This is a genomic window from Flavihumibacter fluminis, assembly GCF_021491375.1.
Classification (GTDB): Bacteria; Bacteroidota; Bacteroidia; order Chitinophagales; family Chitinophagaceae; genus Flavihumibacter; species Flavihumibacter fluminis.
Genome location: NZ_JAKEVY010000003.1, coordinates 271,343 through 288,822 on the forward strand (window position 1 = coordinate 271,343; position 17,480 = coordinate 288,822).

Here is a 17,480-nt window from a genome sequence, read left to right on the forward strand (position 1 = left end):
AATCAATTTATAATTAGGCTCCGCCGGTCGCGGGACCTGTTTCTGCGTAATTTTACAGGTGAATAAGTTCCGCCTGGATTATGCATGACATCAGTATTCTGTTGGTTGAAGATGAAAAGAAAATAGCCGAAACCCTGAAAAAGGGTCTAGAGGAGCAACAATATGAGGTTGAAATCGCCTCTGATGGAGATACCGGGAGGCTGTTTTTCGATAATAAAACCTACGACCTGGTCATCCTGGATGTTAATCTTCCCGGCATGAATGGATACGAATTGCTGCAACATATCCGGGGCGTCAATCAGCAGGTGCCCGTCCTGATGTTAACCGCGCTCAGCAGCACAGAGGATAAAATTGAAGGATTTGATAGCGGGGCGGATGATTATCTCGTGAAGCCCTTTGATTTTGCAGAACTGGTAGTCCGCATCCGGGCATTGATCAAGCGGGCGCAACAGGCAGCTCCGGTTGGTAAAAGTCTGCGTGTGAACGACCTGGTGATCAATCTCGACAGTAAAGAAGTTTCGCGTGCCGGAAAGCCCATCCAGCTAACTGCCAAGGAATTCCAGTTACTGGAATACATGATCCGAAATAAGAACCGGGTGGTATCCAGGGCAGATATCGCACTCAATGTGTGGGATATTGATTTTGATACCGGCACCAATGTTATAGATGTTTATGTAAATTTCCTTCGCAAAAAGATTGACCGCGACTATGAACAGAAACTCATTCACACCCAGGTGGGTATGGGCTATGTGCTAAAAGAAAATTCCTGATTTGACCATTCGCACCAAAATAACCCTGCTGTTTTCGATCCTGGTAACAGTATTGTTATTGGCAACCTCCTTTTCTGTTTATTATTTTTCGGCATTGGAGCGTTCTTCTGTTTTCAAACAACGATTATCCGGAAGAGCACACAATGCATCTCAACTCTTTTCCATTTTAGGTGATACCAGCCAGGCACTCCTGAAAAAAATTGATGCAAGTAATGCACGTTTTTTTTCCCGCAAATCCATCCGGATCTTTTCGGTTGATAAAAAACCGCTTTATGTTTTTAATACAAATCCGGAGGATGAATTTACTGTTGGTAACGATGTCATAAATACGATCATCAGCAAGAATGAACTCTCTTTTAAAATCGGCGACCGGGATGCATTCGGGCAATATGTAAAATCGGTCAGGCAACCTATTGTAATCATTGTAACCGCTTATGATGCGGACGGACATAAGTGGTTATCTGATCTGAAAAAAATTCTGGCGCTTACCATGGTGGCGGGTATCCTCTTCAGCATACTGATCGGATCTGTTTTCTCCAAACAACTTGTCAAACCTATTTCCAATATCATAGAAGAAGTAGATAATATTTCTACCCATAACCTCTCTCAACGCATTGATGCGGGAAGCGGACAGGATGAGCTCTTTCAACTCGCGCGTACCTTCAATGAATTGCTGGATAGAATGCAGGAATCCTTCACGATTCAGCGGAGATTTATTTCGAATGCATCTCATGAATTATCAACACCACTTACCTCTATCTCTTCTCAGTTGGAAGTGGCCCTGCAAAAGCCGCGATCTGATGAAGAGTACAGGAAAGTGATGTTATCTATTCAGGAAGATGTGCAGCAAATGCGGCACCTCACCAAAAGTTTGCTGGAGATTGCCAAAACAGGACATAAAGGAAGTATTGAGTTAGATGAAATCCGCCTGGATGAAGTAGTACTGAAAGTGACTGGTTCAGTACAGAAACTTTCATCTGTTTACCAGGTTCAATTGAACTTTGAAGAGTTTCCGGATGATGAAAGTAAATGTATGGTGTTCGGGAATGCAGACCTGTTGTTCAGTGCCTTGAAAAATATTGTTGAAAACGGATGTAAATATTCACCCGACCATACCAGTCATGTACAACTGAAGTTTACCGACAAAGAATTGATCACTGAAATATCCAACCGGGGTGATATCATAGCGCAGGAAGAAATTGAACATATTTTTCTTCCCTTTTATCGCTCTCCGCACAGTGCCCACCAGAAGGGATTCGGGCTTGGGCTGGCACTCGCAAAACGTATTATCAGTTTGCATAAAGGGCAACTGGAAGTAAACAGCAATGAAAAAGACGGCACCATTTTCCGGGTAATCCTGCCCGCAGCAGCTCAGTTTCGCTGAGAAACTGCCTTTTAATTTCCTTTTAATCTGTGTTTAATCGGGTCTTAATACCCACTGTCCATATTTGAAGACTAGAATTGTGTGAATATGGTAACAGTTATTATCCCTGCTTTAAACGAAGCACAAACAATCGGCCAGGTAGTAGCCTATTGTCTCTCCCAGCCGGTTGTGTCCCAGGTGATCGTGGTAGACGATCAGTCTGTGGATGATACGGTTGCCATTGCGAAAGAGGCTGGCGCAGAAATCATCATCAGTGCTGCACGGGGAAAAGGAATCTCCATGAAAGAAGGCATTCAGGCGGCCCGAAATGAAAGCCTGATATTTCTCGATGGAGATATAGAGTACCCGGAAGACACCATCACGCTGCTTGCGCAACCCTTACTGGAAAATGAAGCTGATTTTGTAAAAGCTACTTTTTCAAGAAACGCAGGCAGGGTAACGGAACTGGTTGCAAAACCTCTGCTCAGTATTTTTTATCCGGGATTGGCGCATTTCAGTCAGCCGCTGAGTGGGATGATCGCCGGGCGCAAACAATTCTTTTCGAGAATTGAATTTTTTCAGGATTACGGAGTGGATATAGGTATCCTGATCGATATGTTCCTGATGCGGGCCCGGATCAGTGAAGTTGCCATCGGGCATATCGAGAACAAAAGTAAACCCTGGCATGCCCTTGGTAAAATGAGCAGGGAAGTGACCAGGGCAATCATAATGAAAGCCATGCGCCAGAAGAATGAATTGGTGAATCTGAATGAACTGGAACTGGTCAACCTCATTTCGTCAGAAATGAAATCCGTAATGGAAGACCAGGTGAATCAGATGAAAAAAATGGTGGTCTTTGATATGGACCATACCATTTTAAAAGGAAGTTTTATAGAAACCTGTGCAGAAAAATACGGGTTCAGAAAAGAATATGATCAGATTCGTCTGCATGAAAAAGATGCTTCCGCTTTTACCAAGCGGGTATCCTTATTGTTGAAAGGTATCAGCATGGACGATTTATTGCATACAGCTGCAGAAATTCCGATGATTGATGATATTCAGTCGGTAGTAGCCATGCTGAAACAAAGAGGTTACCTGGTAGGTATTGTCAGTGAAAGTTATCACCTGATTACAGAGTATGTAAAAAACAGAATTGGTGCAGATTTTCATCTCTCCAATCAACTGGAATATTTTGAAGGGAAAGCTACCGGGGAGGTACGTATTCCTTCTTATTTCTATCACAACGAAGAAAGCAGTTGCTCGCATCCTATTTGCAAAACCAATGCGCTGAGACATCTTTCCAATCGCTATGATATCCCCCTGGATAATTCCGTGGTTGTTGCGGATGGGGAAAATGATCTCTGCATCATTGAACAGGCAGGTGTTGGTATCGCTTTCTGCACTACGAATGAATTGGTACGCTTTGTGGCAGATGGTGAGATCACTGAGCCTGCCTTCTCTAAAGTGCTGCAATTTGCCAACTAAGCAGACTATGGAAAAATTATTAAAACAGATACTGGTAGTAGTCGACTTTTCAGAAAAAAGTCGCCAGGTGCTGGATAGCATCCTGCCAATGGCGAATGAACTGAAATGCGATATCCACCTGCTATATATTGTACAGCCATCTGTTTTGCCAATTACCATTAATGCGAGTCAGATCATTGCAGTGAAAGCTGATCAGACAGCACTTGCTACGAGTCGCATGATGGCTATGCAGGGTGAATATATTCCCCAGATGGAGAAAGGCCGGTTTATCTATAGCCATGTGATGGAAGGCGGCATTGAGCGCAGCATCCGCAATTTCACTATGCGGCATGAAATTGACCTTGTTATCATTACACACCGGCGCCGGTTTGCCTGGAGCAAGTTTTTAAGCAGGATCAATATCAACCGGCTTGCGCGTAAAATTCAATGCCCGGTATTAAACATTCCGGAATCGGCGCATATTCATCAGATCAGAAATATTGTATTGCCGGTAACCAATGTGCTGCCATTACGAAAAATCATGTTCGCCAGTTACCTGGCACAATACCATGATGCGCGGATTCACCTGGTTGCTCTGAAAGAAGATGCTGAAGGGGAAACAGAAAAGGATAATTCCTATCTCTATAAATCGTATCAGCTGTTGAGAGATAATACAGATCTGGCTATTGAATGTCATCCTGTAATGGGTGAAAATATTGCAGATACAACACTGCAATACGCTGAAAAAGTGAATGCCGATCTGATCGTGGTACAACCTGGTAAGGAAGCTGAATTACCGGGAGTTTTAAACAATATTTTTTCACGCTTTTTATTCTCAGCCTCCCGGATTCCGGTGATGGCTGTATAAAATACAAAACAAAGTAACAATGAGAACTATTTTGATCGCTGGATTGACGGTTATGGCCTGCTCTGCCATGGGTCAGTCGATTGAAGAGGCAAAACAACATCTGTATCATGATCGGCTGCAAAGTGCAGAACAGGTTTTACAACAGGTATTGACACAGGAAAAAGAAGCCTATTACTGGCTCACTGAAGTGTACCTGGAAGACAACAAAGTTGATAAAGCAAAATCCCTGCTGAATTCAAGCTCGGATATATTAAGTGCGCATCCGTTGAATAAGGTTGCTTATGGAAATGTGCTATTGGCTGAAAACAAACCTGCCGAAGCAAAAGCACAGTTTGACCAGGCTCTAAAAGATGCCAACCGCAAAACTGAAGTAGATGTGATCAAGGCCATTGCCCGCGCACAGGTAGAGAATAAAGCAGGTGATGCCAACATAGCGCTTAGCTTGATCAGTGAAATCAAGGAAAAGAGCCTGGATGCAGAAGCCATCACCTTGCGTGGAGATGCTTACCGCAAACTCAACCAGGGCAGTGAAGCTGCCAAAGCTTATATGGAAGCGCTGTTGAAAGATGAGAAATATGCACAGGCTGCCTACAACCTGGGAAAAATTTACATGACCCAGCAGAACAGCGATATGTTCCTGAAATATTTCAAACAGGCAATTGAAGCGGATCCCAAATTTGCAGCTGCTTATTATGAGCTGTACTACTACTATTACTTCCGTGATGTGAACAAGGCAAAGGAATACCTGGAACTTTATATTGCAAATACAGATCCCAGCATGGAGCATCAGTACATGAAAATGGATCTCATGTATGCTTCTGCTAAATACGATGAGGCTATTTCAGGAGCCAATGCCATCCTCGAAAAAGAAGGTGAGCAAGCAAAACCCCGTCTGTATAAATTACTGGCTTACAGCTATGATGCCAAAGGTGATTCAACCAAAGCATTTGAATTGCTGAATACGTATTTCGCCCGTGAAGTTGACAGCAACCTGGTAGCAAAAGATTTTGATCTGCAGGCGAAACTGTACAAGAAAATGGACCAGGATTCGATGGCTGCAATCGCCTGGGAAAAAGCAGTTGCCATGGATACGGTTGAAAATTACAAACTGGAATACATGCAGCAAATGGCCCAGATGTTCAAAGAAAACAATGATCGCAGCAAGGAAGCAAAATGGCTGGGTAAAATTTTCGAAACTAAAAAAGATCCCAATAACCTGGATCTCTATAACTGGGGATTGGCGCACTATGCTGCATCTGAATTCAGCCAGGCTGATTCCGTGTTTGGTAAGTACACAGAGAAATATCCCGACCAGGTATATGGTTACTATTGGAAAGCAAAGAGCCTGGCCCAGATTGATACCACTATGGAGCTTGGTTTAGCAGTGAATGATTATAAAAAAGTGGCGGAAATCGCAGCAACTGATAAGGAAAAGAATAAGAGTCTGCTCATCCAGGCTTATGGTTACCTGGGTGCCTATGAAGCAAATGTTTCCAAGGATTACCAGGCTGCTTTAGGCTGGTTCGAGAAAATTCTCGAAGTACAACCAGATAACAGCGATGCGCAGAAGTTTGCAGACATCCTTAAAAAATGGATTGAAGAAGGTAAAGGTCAAACAAAGACTGAATAATAATAACAACTGTTTTCTCAAACCGCAAGGTTGGTTTTTTGGGTGTGGCCCCTCTTTTCAAAGAGGGGCATTTTTTATACCAGGATCCCAAGCAGCAGGCAGGCTACTACAAGCACGGGAGAAGGAATCCTTGAATAATGCAGCGCGAGCCAGGTAGCAACGATGACGGCCAGGTTCATCCAGCCATGATCAGCCCATTCCGGCATAGGAATATCTTTCAGCATGTACAGTGTGGAAGCGATCAGAAACCCAACAACCGATGCATTGATACCTTCCAGCGCTCGAAACACGATGGCGTATTTTTTCAGGTTGTTCCAGATGGGAAAGAAAAACAGCACCAGTAACAAACTTGGCAAGAAAATAGCAACAGTTCCGATTATACAACCCAGGACCTGCCAGCCCGTACCCCGGTCGCTCATGGCAATTCCTCCCATAAAACTGGAAATGCTGAATACGGGTCCCGGCATGGCACGAACAATACCTGCACCTGTATAAAAATCATCTCTTGTAATGCGTACTACATTGGGATTTCGCTGCATCACTTTTTCCGACTCCGGGCGAACCACAAACTGTTCATACATCAAGGCCACCAGTACCTGTCCGCCTCCAAATACAATGCTCCCAAAACGATAGGTGTTTTCAAACAGGTTGATGGGCCTACGATTTTGCCAGTCGTTTTTTCGTGCTGTTTCAGATAGAAATCCCGCTACCAGGAATATCAGTGCAAACAACCAGATATTGGCCCAGTTGATTTTCTTTCGGTTTTCCTCAGCCTGGGGGTAACGGCGATCGCTGAGATTGGTAACAAATCCACCTACCACAATGAGTAGTGGAATCATCCAGGGAATTTTGAAAAAGGCAAAACTCAGGGTGGCACTGGCTGATACGATGACCCGGGTGATTGTATTGTGAATAGCCAACCTGAACGCTACCGTGGATGCATACGCGAGAAAGCCGATGGTCATGGGTGCCACATACTTGAATACATCGTGCTGCAGTTCCTTGTTATGAAAATAACGCAAAAGAAAGGAGAGTGCCCCCATCAATAAACTTGCCGGCAGGATCCAGACTAATAAGGTTAGAATAGCCAGGGAAACTCCACCTCGTTTATATCCAACCAGTGTCAATACCTGTGTGGAGGACGCGCCCGGTAGCATCTGGCAGAAAGCATTGTAATCCATTAATTCTTCATGCGAGATGTCCTTCCGGTCATGCACAAAGGTTTTCAGCATCATCCCGAAATGGCCCTGCGGCCCGCCAAAAGCCGTAAGGCTGTGCAGTAAAACTGCTTTCAGAAAAGGGATATGCCTAACCAGTGCCATTCAGTTAATTGATTTTATCGGCCACAGATTTTTTGATAAGGACAATATTCGCATTTTTCCCGACGCTCTGTTTGATCAAATGGCTGATCCCTGGTAAAAATTTCACTTAATACCCACTGGAGGGAATCCATGAGTTCAGTACCGATCTCCTTAATCCGGTGATCATCCAGTTTGGTTTTGGCAGCGCTCTCTGATAGTCGCCAGTCGAACTCAGGTCCTTCGCTTCGCATTTGGCGAACATTATAGAGTCCGGCCTGTACCCTGGCGGTACCAACATGTGACTGCATCCAGTCAGGAGCAGCTCCCGATTTTGGCTGTTGTTCCAGCTGCTTACCCAGTAATTCCGCATACAAAAGGGTTTGCAAAGCTGCCTTGTTTCGGTCTGTACGGTCCCGAGTAAACAAATCCTGCACAGACCGAAATTCTTTTTTATCGTTTCCGGTTTTATAATCAATGATCCGGTAGACACCATCCTTTCTGTCGAGCCGGTCAATAAATCCACCCAAGCGAATGGTAATACGTCTGCCTTCCACGTCCAGTTGAACCGGGTGAGCAATTTTCCATTCCTGGTCTACCATCTCAAAAGGAGCCCAGCGTTTATCCTGTTTCAATACCTCTTCAATATAAATCTTCACCACTTCTTCAACGATGCGAAGGGTACCGGTATAATCCACCACATGGTTGCGGTCTTTTGCCAGTTCCAGGCCCAGTGCTTGCTTGAGATAGTTATCAATCTGGCTATTGAGCCATTCAAAATCTCCGGGCTCCACCCACTTATTTCCTTTTTTTTCTTCCAGTCCTTTGTAAAGAAACTCCATTGCGCGATGCAGAAAATTACCGAGTACGCGTGGCGAAATTTCTTCTTCTCTTTCCTCCGGCTCGCGAATGCCCTGCAGGTTTTGAAAGTAAAAGCGCAGGCGGCAATCGATATAGGTGTTCAATGCAGACGGACTCAAAATCACCTCTTCTCCGGTGTACTTATTCAACGTGCGCATTACCGCATCATCCTTTTCAATTACGATGGGCTCTTTCGCTTTGGGGTTAATATCCATCTTAACCGATTTCCGAAGGATCGGGATGCCGGTTTCATATTCAATCTGTGTCAGAAAACGACTCTGTTCAGCCATACCTTTTTCATCCACAGCTGTATTATACAGGCAGGAAACCGATTGGCTTCTTTGCAGGAGGCGATAAAAAACATAGGCAAAAATCGCATCCTGGTTTTCAAGCACACTTAATCCATAGGCTCTTCGAATGCTATCAGGAATCAGGGTAGGAGCAACTGCTTTCTTTGGAAGTATCCCTTCGTTTACATTCAACAGGATGATGTGTTTGAAATCGAGCGCGCGACTCTCCAGTAGTCCCATGATCTGTAAGCCGCGGAGTGGTTCGCCTTCCAGCGGTACGGATTGGGATCGCATTACCTGTAGTATCAGCTCGGAAATAAAGGAAAGGCTTAGCTCTTCTTTTCTTTCGATGAGTAAATCTTCCAGCCGGTTTAATTGTGCATGTGCTGCATGAATCAATTGTGATTGCAGGTCGGTAGCTTCACCCTCCACAAAAGTTGCCAGGTGATCTTCCAGTATATCGCGGATCAGGGAAATAATTTCTATCGGGTGCTGTATGAGCGTCAGGCATTTTTTTAGCCTGGGTTCTTCCAGCTTTTCCCAGCTTGCAGCAGGAATACTTACCAGGGCTTTCTGCAAAACAGTTGCTGCAATTTCAGCTGCTTCCGGAAGCTGGTACAGATAGGGATGTTGTACCAACTGCAAAAGCGGTTGGTAATAAACAGATCGCCCTTTGTTTTGCCAGAGTGATTCCTGTATCCGGATGATGGTTTGCATCAGTGAATACAGGGGCGATTGCACCAGGCCATACCCCATGGTTATATTTACCTTGTCTGTCCAATCAGGCAGCGCGTGCAAAACCGGTAATAACTGGTTTTCATCTGCCAGCAAAATCGCGGTTTGTTCGGGTTCTTCTTTTATACCGGGAACATTCTCCAGCAATGCAGGCAACATTCTAACCTGCGCGGCATTTCCTTCTGCGGCAATCAATTGAATCGAACGATCTGTTCTTCGTATGTTGTTCCCCGTTGATAACTGGTTGGTGAAAAGGGAAAGATTTCTTCTTAAGAATCGACCAGCTTCCTGCAGTTCATCATCTATATAATGTGTATCGGTATCAAAGTAAAACAATGCGATCCCCTGTTCTTCCCATTTTTTTAATGCCTGCAACTCGGATCGGTTCAATGCATTAAAGCCAACAAATACGAGGTGTTTCCATCTGGTTGGAAAATCTTTTCGGTCGTATGCTTCAGTAACAAGGCTCCGGTAGATCATACCGGTTGTAATCAATCCCCTTTGCTCCAGTTCGGTTCGGAATAATTCAAATATTGCGGGCAGGTGTTTCCACAATTGCAGAAAACGTTCCTTTTGTTTACTCAGACGTTCAACTGAAAAGTTTTTCCAGAAGCGTTGTAAATACTCCAATTGCTCTTCCGTTAAATAATCAAGTCCCTGGTCAATGGCTGCCAACTCTGCCAGGTTGCTGTAAATATCTTTTATTGATACAGCATTTGATTCGAGTTCCGTAAAATCATTCAGTAAGATTTCACCCAGCGGATAAAAGCGTTCATAGCTAACCGGTAGTAACTGCTGATCTGACCAAACTTTGGAATACGCTTCATACAATAAAAAGGAACAAAGCAGTCGGTCTGCCGGTAAGCGGTTGGTAGATTCCTGGATAAATTCATGAATGGTAAATAAATCCGGGCTCCAAATGGGGCGGTCTACCAACTGGCCAAGCTGTTGTCTGAAATAAATAGCCGGACGTTTATTCGGAAAGATGATTGCACAATCTGCAATATTATTTCCAAATCGTTCATATAAATGGGCTGCAACTGTCTTTAGAAAACTCATACTGATTCATTAACCATTAACCGAATAATTTTCCCTGTTGGTGAGGCAGGGCATGTAGAGGTACCAGGGATTTGTTATAACCATAATAAACAAAAGCCTGTACTGCAGGAAAGCCCATCTGTTCCAGCAACTCCCTGTATTCCTTTAACTGTCTCGCATGTGATGGGTTGGATTCCTGAGTGAATTTAAAATCGAGCAGGATGGTTTCCTGTTCCCCCGCCAGGATTTTATCGGGTCTTCTCACTGCACCTCCGGGCAACAGGATGGATTTTTCATTCAGTACTTTATATGTTCCGCTTAACCATTTCCCCAGCTGATCCTGTTCAAATACTTCCTCTACATAGGCTTTCACCTGTTCTAGTTGTGCTGAATTGATACTGCCTTCCATCTGCATTCGGTGCAGGCAGGGAGTCAATTCTTTTGCTGCTGAAATTCTGGACAATACCAGGTGAGCCAGTTGTCCGATTTTCTGTTGCTCGGTAGGATGCAACCTTAACAGCTGTTCTTCCCTGGCTGGTTCTCTCAATAAAGCAACCTGCCTGAGGGAGCCTGGAGTCTTTGGAAGCACCAGGTCATTTTCCATAGCAGGCACTGTATCATCCCGTTCGAGATCTCCTTCAATAACAAAGGGGTTTGTTTGATTGATTCCTTCATAGATCAGTTCAGCAATTGTAGTCATGCTTTGATCTTTTTTTGATGCAGCAGGAACTGGTGCCATCATATAAATTCCCTGGCGTGCGCGTGTCAATGCCACATAGAGCAGGTTAAGTGCATCCATCCTGCTCATCAGCATTTCTTCAAAATACTCATAGGCAAACGCAGTTTCTGCTAAGGAGGATTGAATGTCAACAGGCAAAACTTCCAGCTCTGATGAATCATCTTTCCAATCACACCATAATAAGCCCTTATCCGATTTCAATTTCCAATCTGTATACGGTAACAACACTACATCAAAAGCAAGTCCCTTTGATTTATGAATGGTCAGTATCTGTATGGCGTTGGAAGCAGATGAAAGCGGTAAGGCTCTTTTTTCTCCATCTTCTTTCCACCAGAGTATGAAATCACGTATAGAGGGTTTGCCTTTGGTGCTGAACGTATTTACCAGGTCGCGGAATGCAAGAATATAGGGTTGTTCATTTTCCCATGCATCCAGTTCAAACAGCGCGATCAGGATTTCTGTTGCTTCGTATAGGGATGACTGTGCAATCCGGTTCTTTTCCCCGATAAATGCTGCAGGCAGTAGGGAGAGCTGGTGATTGATATCTCTTCGATACAATGTTTTTTCGGTTATGGATACTTGTTGCCGTATCGCATTCGCTTGTACAAGCTCCACTCTTGCGATATCATCTTTTTCATTCAGGAGATAGCGGAAAGCAGCCAGTAATAATTGAATAGCAGGGGAGGCGCTGATCAGCAGGGCGTCAGAGGACACCAGTTTATAATCGTGTACACTGCCTGATTTTTGTTTGTGTTCCAGCAATACATTGATGATTCTGCGTGCATCCGCATTGTTGCGGGTAAGTATTGCCAGTTGTTCAGGCTTCAATTTTTTCTGTAGCAGCAGTTCATCAATCAGTTCACAGAGTCGGGCTTCCGCTGCCGGTTTCCAGGAACTGGGTGCTTGTGAATTTTCTTTTTCAAAGAATTGTATTTCCACCCTGCCGCCCTGTTGGCAGTTTGCCGGCTTTTCCTGCATCACATCTTTATATGCTTCTTCGATGATCGTGAAATAGGAATTGCTGTGAAGGCGCTCCTGGATGGAGGAATCCTGCACCTGGCTCATTTCATTCGAGAAGTCCTGTTGAAGTAAAGCAGGAATGCGGCTGAACAAGGTATTATTAAAATCAATAATAGAACCCCGACTCCTATAATTTTCCTGCAGACTGGCTTCCTGCACCAGTCGGGTACCGATATCCTGTTTCACCTGTGATTGAAGTAATCGCCAGTCGCCATTTCTCCACCGGTAAATGGATTGTTTCACATCACCTACCACGAGGTTATAGGCACCAACAGCAACAGACTGTTCCAGTAAGGGTTTGAAATTATCCCATTGAAAGCGGCTAGTATCCTGGAATTCATCCAGCAGAAAATGCTGATAGCGGTTTCCGATTTTTTCATAAATGAAGGGAACCTCATTGTCTTTCACCAGTTCTCTTAATAGTTGCTGGGTATCAGATATCAGGAGCACATTATTATCGCGGCGGTAATCACCCAGCTGATCCGCGAGTATGCGCAATAAGCTGAGGTTATTCAGTTTGCGAAGAATGGCTTTGGCTGTCTGATAGGAGAAGGCCTTCGCTTCGTAATAATCAAGTGCCAGGGCCAGGCAGGTATTAAGAGCAGGGTAGATGTTGGCAACTGCTTCTTTAATTTCCGGAGCTGCTTTGGCCGTAGTCCATTTGTCGGGGTTGTCACGAGCATCCTGCACAGTAACGGTGGCTTTGTAATCTTTCTTTTGAATTTTAGTGAAATAGGCAATAAAACCCTTATTACCTCTGGAAAAGAAAGAAGCATCGATCCCTGCATTTTGTATGATGTCGTTTCCCTGCTGGCCGAAATTCCGCATGGTTTCCTCCACCTTTTTCACAAGATCCTGCATGGATTTTTTAAGCATATCGAAAGCGGCAGTCGGGTTTTCCAGGTTACGCATATTCTGCTCAAAGCGATAAAAGCGTTCCTGGAAAATTTCACTGGCCAGTGATAGCAGCTCCGATCTGAAATCCCAGTTTTGTCCCGCATCAATTCTATCTATGGCGATGGATCGGATCCAGTCTAATAATTCCTGGCTGGATTCCAACAATTCAAAAAGGCGATTTGCTAATTCTTCTTTTACAATATCCTGGTTTAATTGTAATTCAAAACCGGCATCCAGGCCAATTTCAAAAGCAAAGGACCGGATAACCTGCTGAACAAAACTATCAATAGTTGATACAGAGAACTTCGCATAGTCGTGCAGGATAGTTCTGTAAATACGGTCTGCGGCAGCCTGTAAAGCAGCAGTATCCTCTAAGTCCGGAAATCTTTGCTGGATGATACGACTATATGGAGTTGAAGTTCCGGTGGCGATTTTTTTTAACTCGCCCAGGATCCTTTCTTTCATTTCTTCCGTCGCCTTATTGGTAAACGTAACAGCCAGGATCTCCCGGTATTTATACGGATTCTCAAATAAGAGGCAGAGGTATTCAGAAGCGAGTAAAAATGTTTTTCCTGATCCTGCTGAAGCTCTGTAAATATGAAGGGGGGCGCTGTTTAACATGAAGCGGAGTTAAGCTGCCCAAACTTATCAATAATTGCTAAAAGGGACCCTACATTTGCAGCATGATGAATTGGAATACCTGTTTTACAAATGCACGATTTGGTCAGGAATATCGGTCAGACCAGGCCAGAACTGCCTATGAGCGTGATTTTGATCGCCTGATCTTTTCTGCTGCGTTCCGTCGGTTGCAGGATAAAACGCAGGTATTTCCATTACCCGGACCTGTACTTGTTCATAACCGGTTGACGCATTCGCTGGAAGTGGCGAGTGTGGGGCGTTCACTTGGAAAGTTGGTGGGACAGGAACTGGCTGATCTGGCAGCTCCGGCTGCGCGGGAATTTTACCAGGCTGATTTGTCGAGCGTGATAGCTGCTGCCTGCCTGGCCCATGATATCGGGAACCCTGCATTCGGGCATTCCGGTGAGTCTGCCATATCAGCTTATTTTACTGATGCGGCAGCAGAAACGTTAAATGGGATTTCTCTTCGTGAACATTTCAATGAAGCGGAATGGCAGGATCTGACTCATTTTGAGGGTAATGCCAATTCCTTCCGGATTCTCACGCATCATTATGCGAATCGCCAGCAGGGTGGTTATCAGTTAACCTATAGCACATTGGCGGCGATTGCCAAATATCCTTGTGCTTCGCTTGCAGCAGATGGGTCAGCAGTGCACCGGAAGAAATATGGATTTTTTCAGTCGGAGCAGGAGAGTTTCAGAAAAGTGGCGGAAACCCTTGGTATGGTGGCAGAACAGGAAGATCCACTGGTCTTCAGAAGACATCCCTTTGTGTACCTGGTGGAGGCTGCGGATGATATCTGTTATCGGGTGATTGATTGGGAAGATGCACATCGGTTAGGCATACTCGATAGCAAAACTGCTGTGGAAGCATTGGTGAATCTGCTGGAAACAGGAAGAAAGGAACGCATGGATCGAATTCATGTGACGCTGGATAAATTGAAAGGCGATTCCCGTGAACAACTGGCCTTTCTCAGGGCTATGTCGATCAACCTGCTGGTGGAAACAGCGGTTCAGAATTTCATGAAAAATGAATCTGTTTTACTAACAGGTATGTATAACCGATCTCTACTGGATGATATGGAACCCGCTATGGGAGCGGCTCTGAAAGAAATCAACAGTATAACTATGAAGCGCATTTACAATCATGAAACGGTGGTAAAAATTGAACTGGCAGGATATGAAGTGATGCATTCCCTCCTGAGTCATTTTATTCCGGCTGTATTGAACCAGCGGCCGAGTCACAGGGAGAAGAAAGTATTGCAGTTATTACCGGATCAATACCGGGAAGAAGGAGCGGGCAATTATGTAAAGGCATTAAATGTGGTTGATTTTATTGCTGGCATGACTGATTCCTATGCGATGGAATTGTACAAAAACCTGCACGGCATCAGTTTACCCCGCCACACGTAATTCCTCGTCTCAATTCTCACTTCTAAAATCTCACTTCTTACTTCTGTTGTCTCACTTTCCATATTTCTCCCAAAGCAGTGCAGCCACTTTTCTGGCCAGCACCCAGCCTTCGTTTTCGGGTTCCCAGCTTTGATCCTGCTGGTTTTTGGTAATAATGGAGAAGATATAAGGACCTTTTGGCGCCATCACCAGCAGCGTTTCACTCCTGGATGCATTCACCGCACCATTTTTGGAGGCAATGAAAACAGTGGGCGGGTGAACAGAAATTGCTTCTTCATCCCAGAAATTTCTTCCCATGATGCGAAGCATCTGATCCGAAGCGGCTTTATCAATCACTTGTCCGCGATAAATCATTTCCATCAGGGTCACCATTTCGCGAGGTGTTGTTTGTCCCCATCCATAGATCTGCTGATTATCTTTTCTACCAGGTGTTCTTGAATTCACGCGGGTATGTTCTAAGCCGAGTTGCGCCATGAGCTCATTAATTCTGCTTCCGGTACCAGCCAAAGATTGCAGCCATAAACTGGCAGTATTATCACTGGTGGTCATCATCAGCATCATGATCTTCGCCAGTTGAATGGTTTCACCGTCCTTGAACGAGCCCAGTATATCTTCTCCTTCATAAAGGAGGGAATCTTTGTAGATCAGGGGTTGGTGGTAGGACAGCTCCTTTTTGTTGAGCTTGTCCATGATGCCAATCAAAATGGGAATCTTGACCATACTGGCGGTTGGGAAAATGCTATCCGCCTGAATGGCCACCGTTTTGCCTGTTGTAAGCTGCTTTATATAAATGCCAACATCTCCTTTGAAATCCGCCGTAAGTTGGCGGAGTTTGTCCTCCAGTTTCCTGTCTGTTTTCTGTGCAACGGAACTGATTGAAATACAAATAATTAGGAGAGCATAGCAAAATCTGTTAAACATAGTAAAGGTTTATTTATCCTGGGTTTAGCGATAATAACCATTTTTCTCAATTTCTTCCCGTACCGGTTCAGGAACCAGGTAGTGAATATCATTTCCTGCTTTGATCTGATCACGGATAAATGTGGCAGAGATATCCAGTAGGGGAGCGTTTACGGCTGTTATGTTTGCTTTGAGGGAAGTACTAAGCGGGAATCCTGGCCTGGGGTAAACATAAAAATCGGTCCGCTGAACCAGGGTTTCCGCATTTTTCCATTTATGCAGGTTTTGTAAACCGTCGCTTCCCATCACGACACTGAATTCGTGCTGGGGAAATTTCTCTTCGAGATAAATCAGGGTATCAATGGTGTAGGAAGGCCTGGGCAAATGAAATTCAATATCTGTAGCTCGTAACCGGTCAATACCCTGGATAGCTAGCTTTGCCAGATGCAGGCGGTGATATTCATTTAAAAGACCATTGGAAGGTTTGAAAGGGTTCTGAGGTGAAACTACCAGCCAAACCTGTTGAAGATCAGTCTGATAGGCCATTTGATGGGCTACGATACAGTGGCCTGTATGAATGGGATTGAAGGAACCGAAATACAAACCGATTTTCATGAGCTGTACTATAGTTCTTCTACAAAAATATTACGCGCCTCATCCAGGCGGAGGCTCAGATTGTATCCCGACACAGTAATGGCTATCGGGTCACCCAGCGGAGCAATCTGTTCCACGCGAATCTTTTCTCCGGGCACACATCCCATTTCCATGAGTTTGAGGAATATTTCATTGTTCTCAAAACTCTTGATCACGACCGTACGGCCGATTCCTATTTCTGATAATCGTTTCATATTTCCTTCTCCAAAACTACGATCGGCCATTAAATTTGTTTTACGAATTATGGAAATGATGCACAAAGCTACCGATAATATCTCCTTTCACTACCAGGCCTCCGGATTTAAGTTCCCAAACCGAACACAGCTAAAAAGTTTCCTGGCCACCCTCTTCCAACGGGAGAAAAAAGCACTGGGGGAACTCAACTATATATTCTGTACCGATGAGTACTTATTGGAGATCAACCGGAGTTTCCTGCAGCACGATTATTTCACTGACATCATCAGCTTCGAATTAGCCGATAAAAAACAACCCTCCCAGGGAGAAATTTATATCAGTATTGATCGGGTAAAGGAAAATGCCCGGGAAATGGGAGAATCTTTTCAACGGGAATTGCACCGGGTAATCTTTCATGGAGCTTTACACCTCTGTGGATACCGCGATAAGTCCGCAAAAGAAGTCGCCATAATGAGGGCTAAAGAAAACGAGTACCTGGAACTATACTTCAAAATCTGATCTGTTTCACGTGGAACATGCAGAATAGTGAATTCTCAATTACCTGGACATAGTCAGGGGCTTTCCGATGAAACTAATTGTGAGGCAAAAGAATGCATCACTGGAATGAAAAACTCATTAATTAGATCAACGTTGCTAATAACAATTCCCTTAAATCTTAATAGGTAGTTAGGGTAAGTTAAATGAATAAGGGTTGATCTAATTTGATT

The 17,480-nt window shown here is 44.4% G+C and carries 13 protein-coding genes; 7 read left to right on the top strand and 6 right to left on the bottom strand.

All coding sequences use genetic code 11. From position 1 onward, the window contains the following. Positions 1 to 80 precede the first annotated feature (80 nt). The 5 genes from L0U88_RS12405 (at position 81) to L0U88_RS12425 (ending at position 6,095) form a co-directional block, all read left to right on the top strand. Positions 81 to 770 carry a response regulator transcription factor gene (locus L0U88_RS12405; protein ID WP_234866381.1) on the top strand — a complete coding sequence of 230 codons (690 nt, stop codon included), beginning with the start codon at positions 81 to 83 and terminating at the stop codon, positions 768 to 770. Between the two features lies 1 nt (position 771). After that, positions 772 to 2,154 (top strand): HAMP domain-containing sensor histidine kinase, encoded by a 1,383-nt coding sequence (locus L0U88_RS12410; protein ID WP_234866382.1) that lies wholly within the window; start codon positions 772 to 774, stop codon positions 2,152 to 2,154. Positions 2,155 to 2,241: 87 nt separating this feature from the next. Next, positions 2,242 to 3,618, top strand: a complete 1,377-nt coding sequence (locus L0U88_RS12415) for an HAD-IB family phosphatase (protein ID WP_234866383.1) — start codon at positions 2,242 to 2,244, stop codon at positions 3,616 to 3,618. A gap of 7 nt (positions 3,619 to 3,625) precedes the next feature. Then, a complete protein-coding gene (locus L0U88_RS12420; protein WP_234866384.1) occupies positions 3,626 to 4,465 on the top strand; it encodes a universal stress protein in 840 nt (279 codons plus the stop codon). Positions 4,466 to 4,484: 19 nt separating this feature from the next. Continuing rightward, entirely contained in the window at positions 4,485 to 6,095 is a 1,611-nt protein-coding gene (locus L0U88_RS12425) for a tetratricopeptide repeat protein (RefSeq protein ID WP_234866385.1), read from the top strand. A gap of 74 nt (positions 6,096 to 6,169) precedes the next feature. Here the strand turns inward: L0U88_RS12425 and chrA are convergent, their stop codons facing one another. The 3 genes from chrA to L0U88_RS12440 are packed head-to-tail and all read right to left on the bottom strand — an operon-like array spanning position 6,170 to position 13,594. Then, positions 6,170 to 7,417: a chromate efflux transporter gene (chrA, locus tag L0U88_RS12430; RefSeq protein WP_234866386.1), complete on the bottom strand. Its 1,248-nt coding sequence runs from the start codon at positions 7,415 to 7,417 to the stop codon at positions 6,170 to 6,172. Positions 7,418 to 7,431: 14 nt separating this feature from the next. Then, a complete protein-coding gene (locus L0U88_RS12435; protein ID WP_234866387.1) occupies positions 7,432 to 10,338 on the bottom strand; it encodes a PD-(D/E)XK nuclease family protein in 2,907 nt (968 codons plus the stop codon). 16 nt (positions 10,339 to 10,354) lie between these two features. Further along, on the bottom strand, positions 10,355 to 13,594 hold the full coding sequence (locus L0U88_RS12440) for a UvrD-helicase domain-containing protein (RefSeq protein ID WP_234866388.1): 3,240 nt from the start codon (positions 13,592 to 13,594) through the stop codon (positions 10,355 to 10,357). A gap of 62 nt (positions 13,595 to 13,656) precedes the next feature. Between L0U88_RS12440 and L0U88_RS12445 the strand changes: the two genes are divergently transcribed. Then, entirely contained in the window at positions 13,657 to 15,024 is a 1,368-nt protein-coding gene (locus L0U88_RS12445; RefSeq protein ID WP_234866389.1) for a deoxyguanosinetriphosphate triphosphohydrolase, read from the top strand. A gap of 51 nt (positions 15,025 to 15,075) precedes the next feature. On the opposite strand, the gene L0U88_RS12450 is transcribed toward L0U88_RS12445, so the two are convergent. From L0U88_RS12450 to L0U88_RS12460, 3 genes are read right to left on the bottom strand one after another with little or no spacing between them, the layout of a single operon-like run. Then, positions 15,076 to 15,945 carry a serine hydrolase gene (locus tag L0U88_RS12450; protein WP_234866390.1) on the bottom strand — a complete coding sequence of 290 codons (870 nt, stop codon included), beginning with the start codon at positions 15,943 to 15,945 and terminating at the stop codon, positions 15,076 to 15,078. Positions 15,946 to 15,969: 24 nt separating this feature from the next. Next, on the bottom strand, positions 15,970 to 16,539 hold the full coding sequence (nadD, locus tag L0U88_RS12455; protein WP_234866391.1) for a nicotinate (nicotinamide) nucleotide adenylyltransferase: 570 nt from the start codon (positions 16,537 to 16,539) through the stop codon (positions 15,970 to 15,972). A gap of 8 nt (positions 16,540 to 16,547) precedes the next feature. Further along, complete coding sequence (locus L0U88_RS12460) at positions 16,548 to 16,802, bottom strand: FeoA family protein (RefSeq protein WP_234866392.1); 255 nt, start codon at positions 16,800 to 16,802, stop codon at positions 16,548 to 16,550. Between the two features lie 25 nt (positions 16,803 to 16,827). On the opposite strand from L0U88_RS12460, the gene ybeY reads away from it, so the two are divergent. Beyond that, positions 16,828 to 17,271, top strand: a complete 444-nt coding sequence (ybeY, locus tag L0U88_RS12465) for an rRNA maturation RNase YbeY (RefSeq protein ID WP_234866393.1) — start codon at positions 16,828 to 16,830, stop codon at positions 17,269 to 17,271. Positions 17,272 to 17,480: the final 209 nt, after the last annotated feature.

Bases quoted from the DNA above. Each gene is read 5' to 3' on its own strand.
- L0U88_RS12405 (WP_234866381.1), top strand. From the start codon at position 81: ATGCATGACATCAGTATTCTGTTGGTTGAAGATGAAAAGAAAATAGCC.
- L0U88_RS12415 (WP_234866383.1), top strand. From the start codon at position 2,242: ATGGTAACAGTTATTATCCCTGCTTTAAACGAAGCACAAACAATCGGC.
- L0U88_RS12420 (WP_234866384.1), top strand. From the start codon at position 3,626: ATGGAAAAATTATTAAAACAGATACTGGTAGTAGTCGACTTTTCAGAA.
- L0U88_RS12425 (WP_234866385.1), top strand. From the start codon at position 4,485: ATGAGAACTATTTTGATCGCTGGATTGACGGTTATGGCCTGCTCTGCC.
- chrA (WP_234866386.1), bottom strand. From the start codon at position 7,417: ATGGCACTGGTTAGGCATATCCCTTTTCTGAAAGCAGTTTTACTGCAC.
- L0U88_RS12435 (WP_234866387.1), bottom strand. From the start codon at position 10,338: ATGAGTTTTCTAAAGACAGTTGCAGCCCATTTATATGAACGATTTGGA.
- L0U88_RS12440 (WP_234866388.1), bottom strand. From the start codon at position 13,594: ATGTTAAACAGCGCCCCCCTTCATATTTACAGAGCTTCAGCAGGATCA.
- L0U88_RS12445 (WP_234866389.1), top strand. From the start codon at position 13,657: ATGATGAATTGGAATACCTGTTTTACAAATGCACGATTTGGTCAGGAA.
- L0U88_RS12450 (WP_234866390.1), bottom strand. From the start codon at position 15,945: ATGTTTAACAGATTTTGCTATGCTCTCCTAATTATTTGTATTTCAATC.
- nadD (WP_234866391.1), bottom strand. From the start codon at position 16,539: ATGAAAATCGGTTTGTATTTCGGTTCCTTCAATCCCATTCATACAGGC.
- L0U88_RS12460 (WP_234866392.1), bottom strand. From the start codon at position 16,802: ATGGCCGATCGTAGTTTTGGAGAAGGAAATATGAAACGATTATCAGAA.
- ybeY (WP_234866393.1), top strand. From the start codon at position 16,828: ATGATGCACAAAGCTACCGATAATATCTCCTTTCACTACCAGGCCTCC.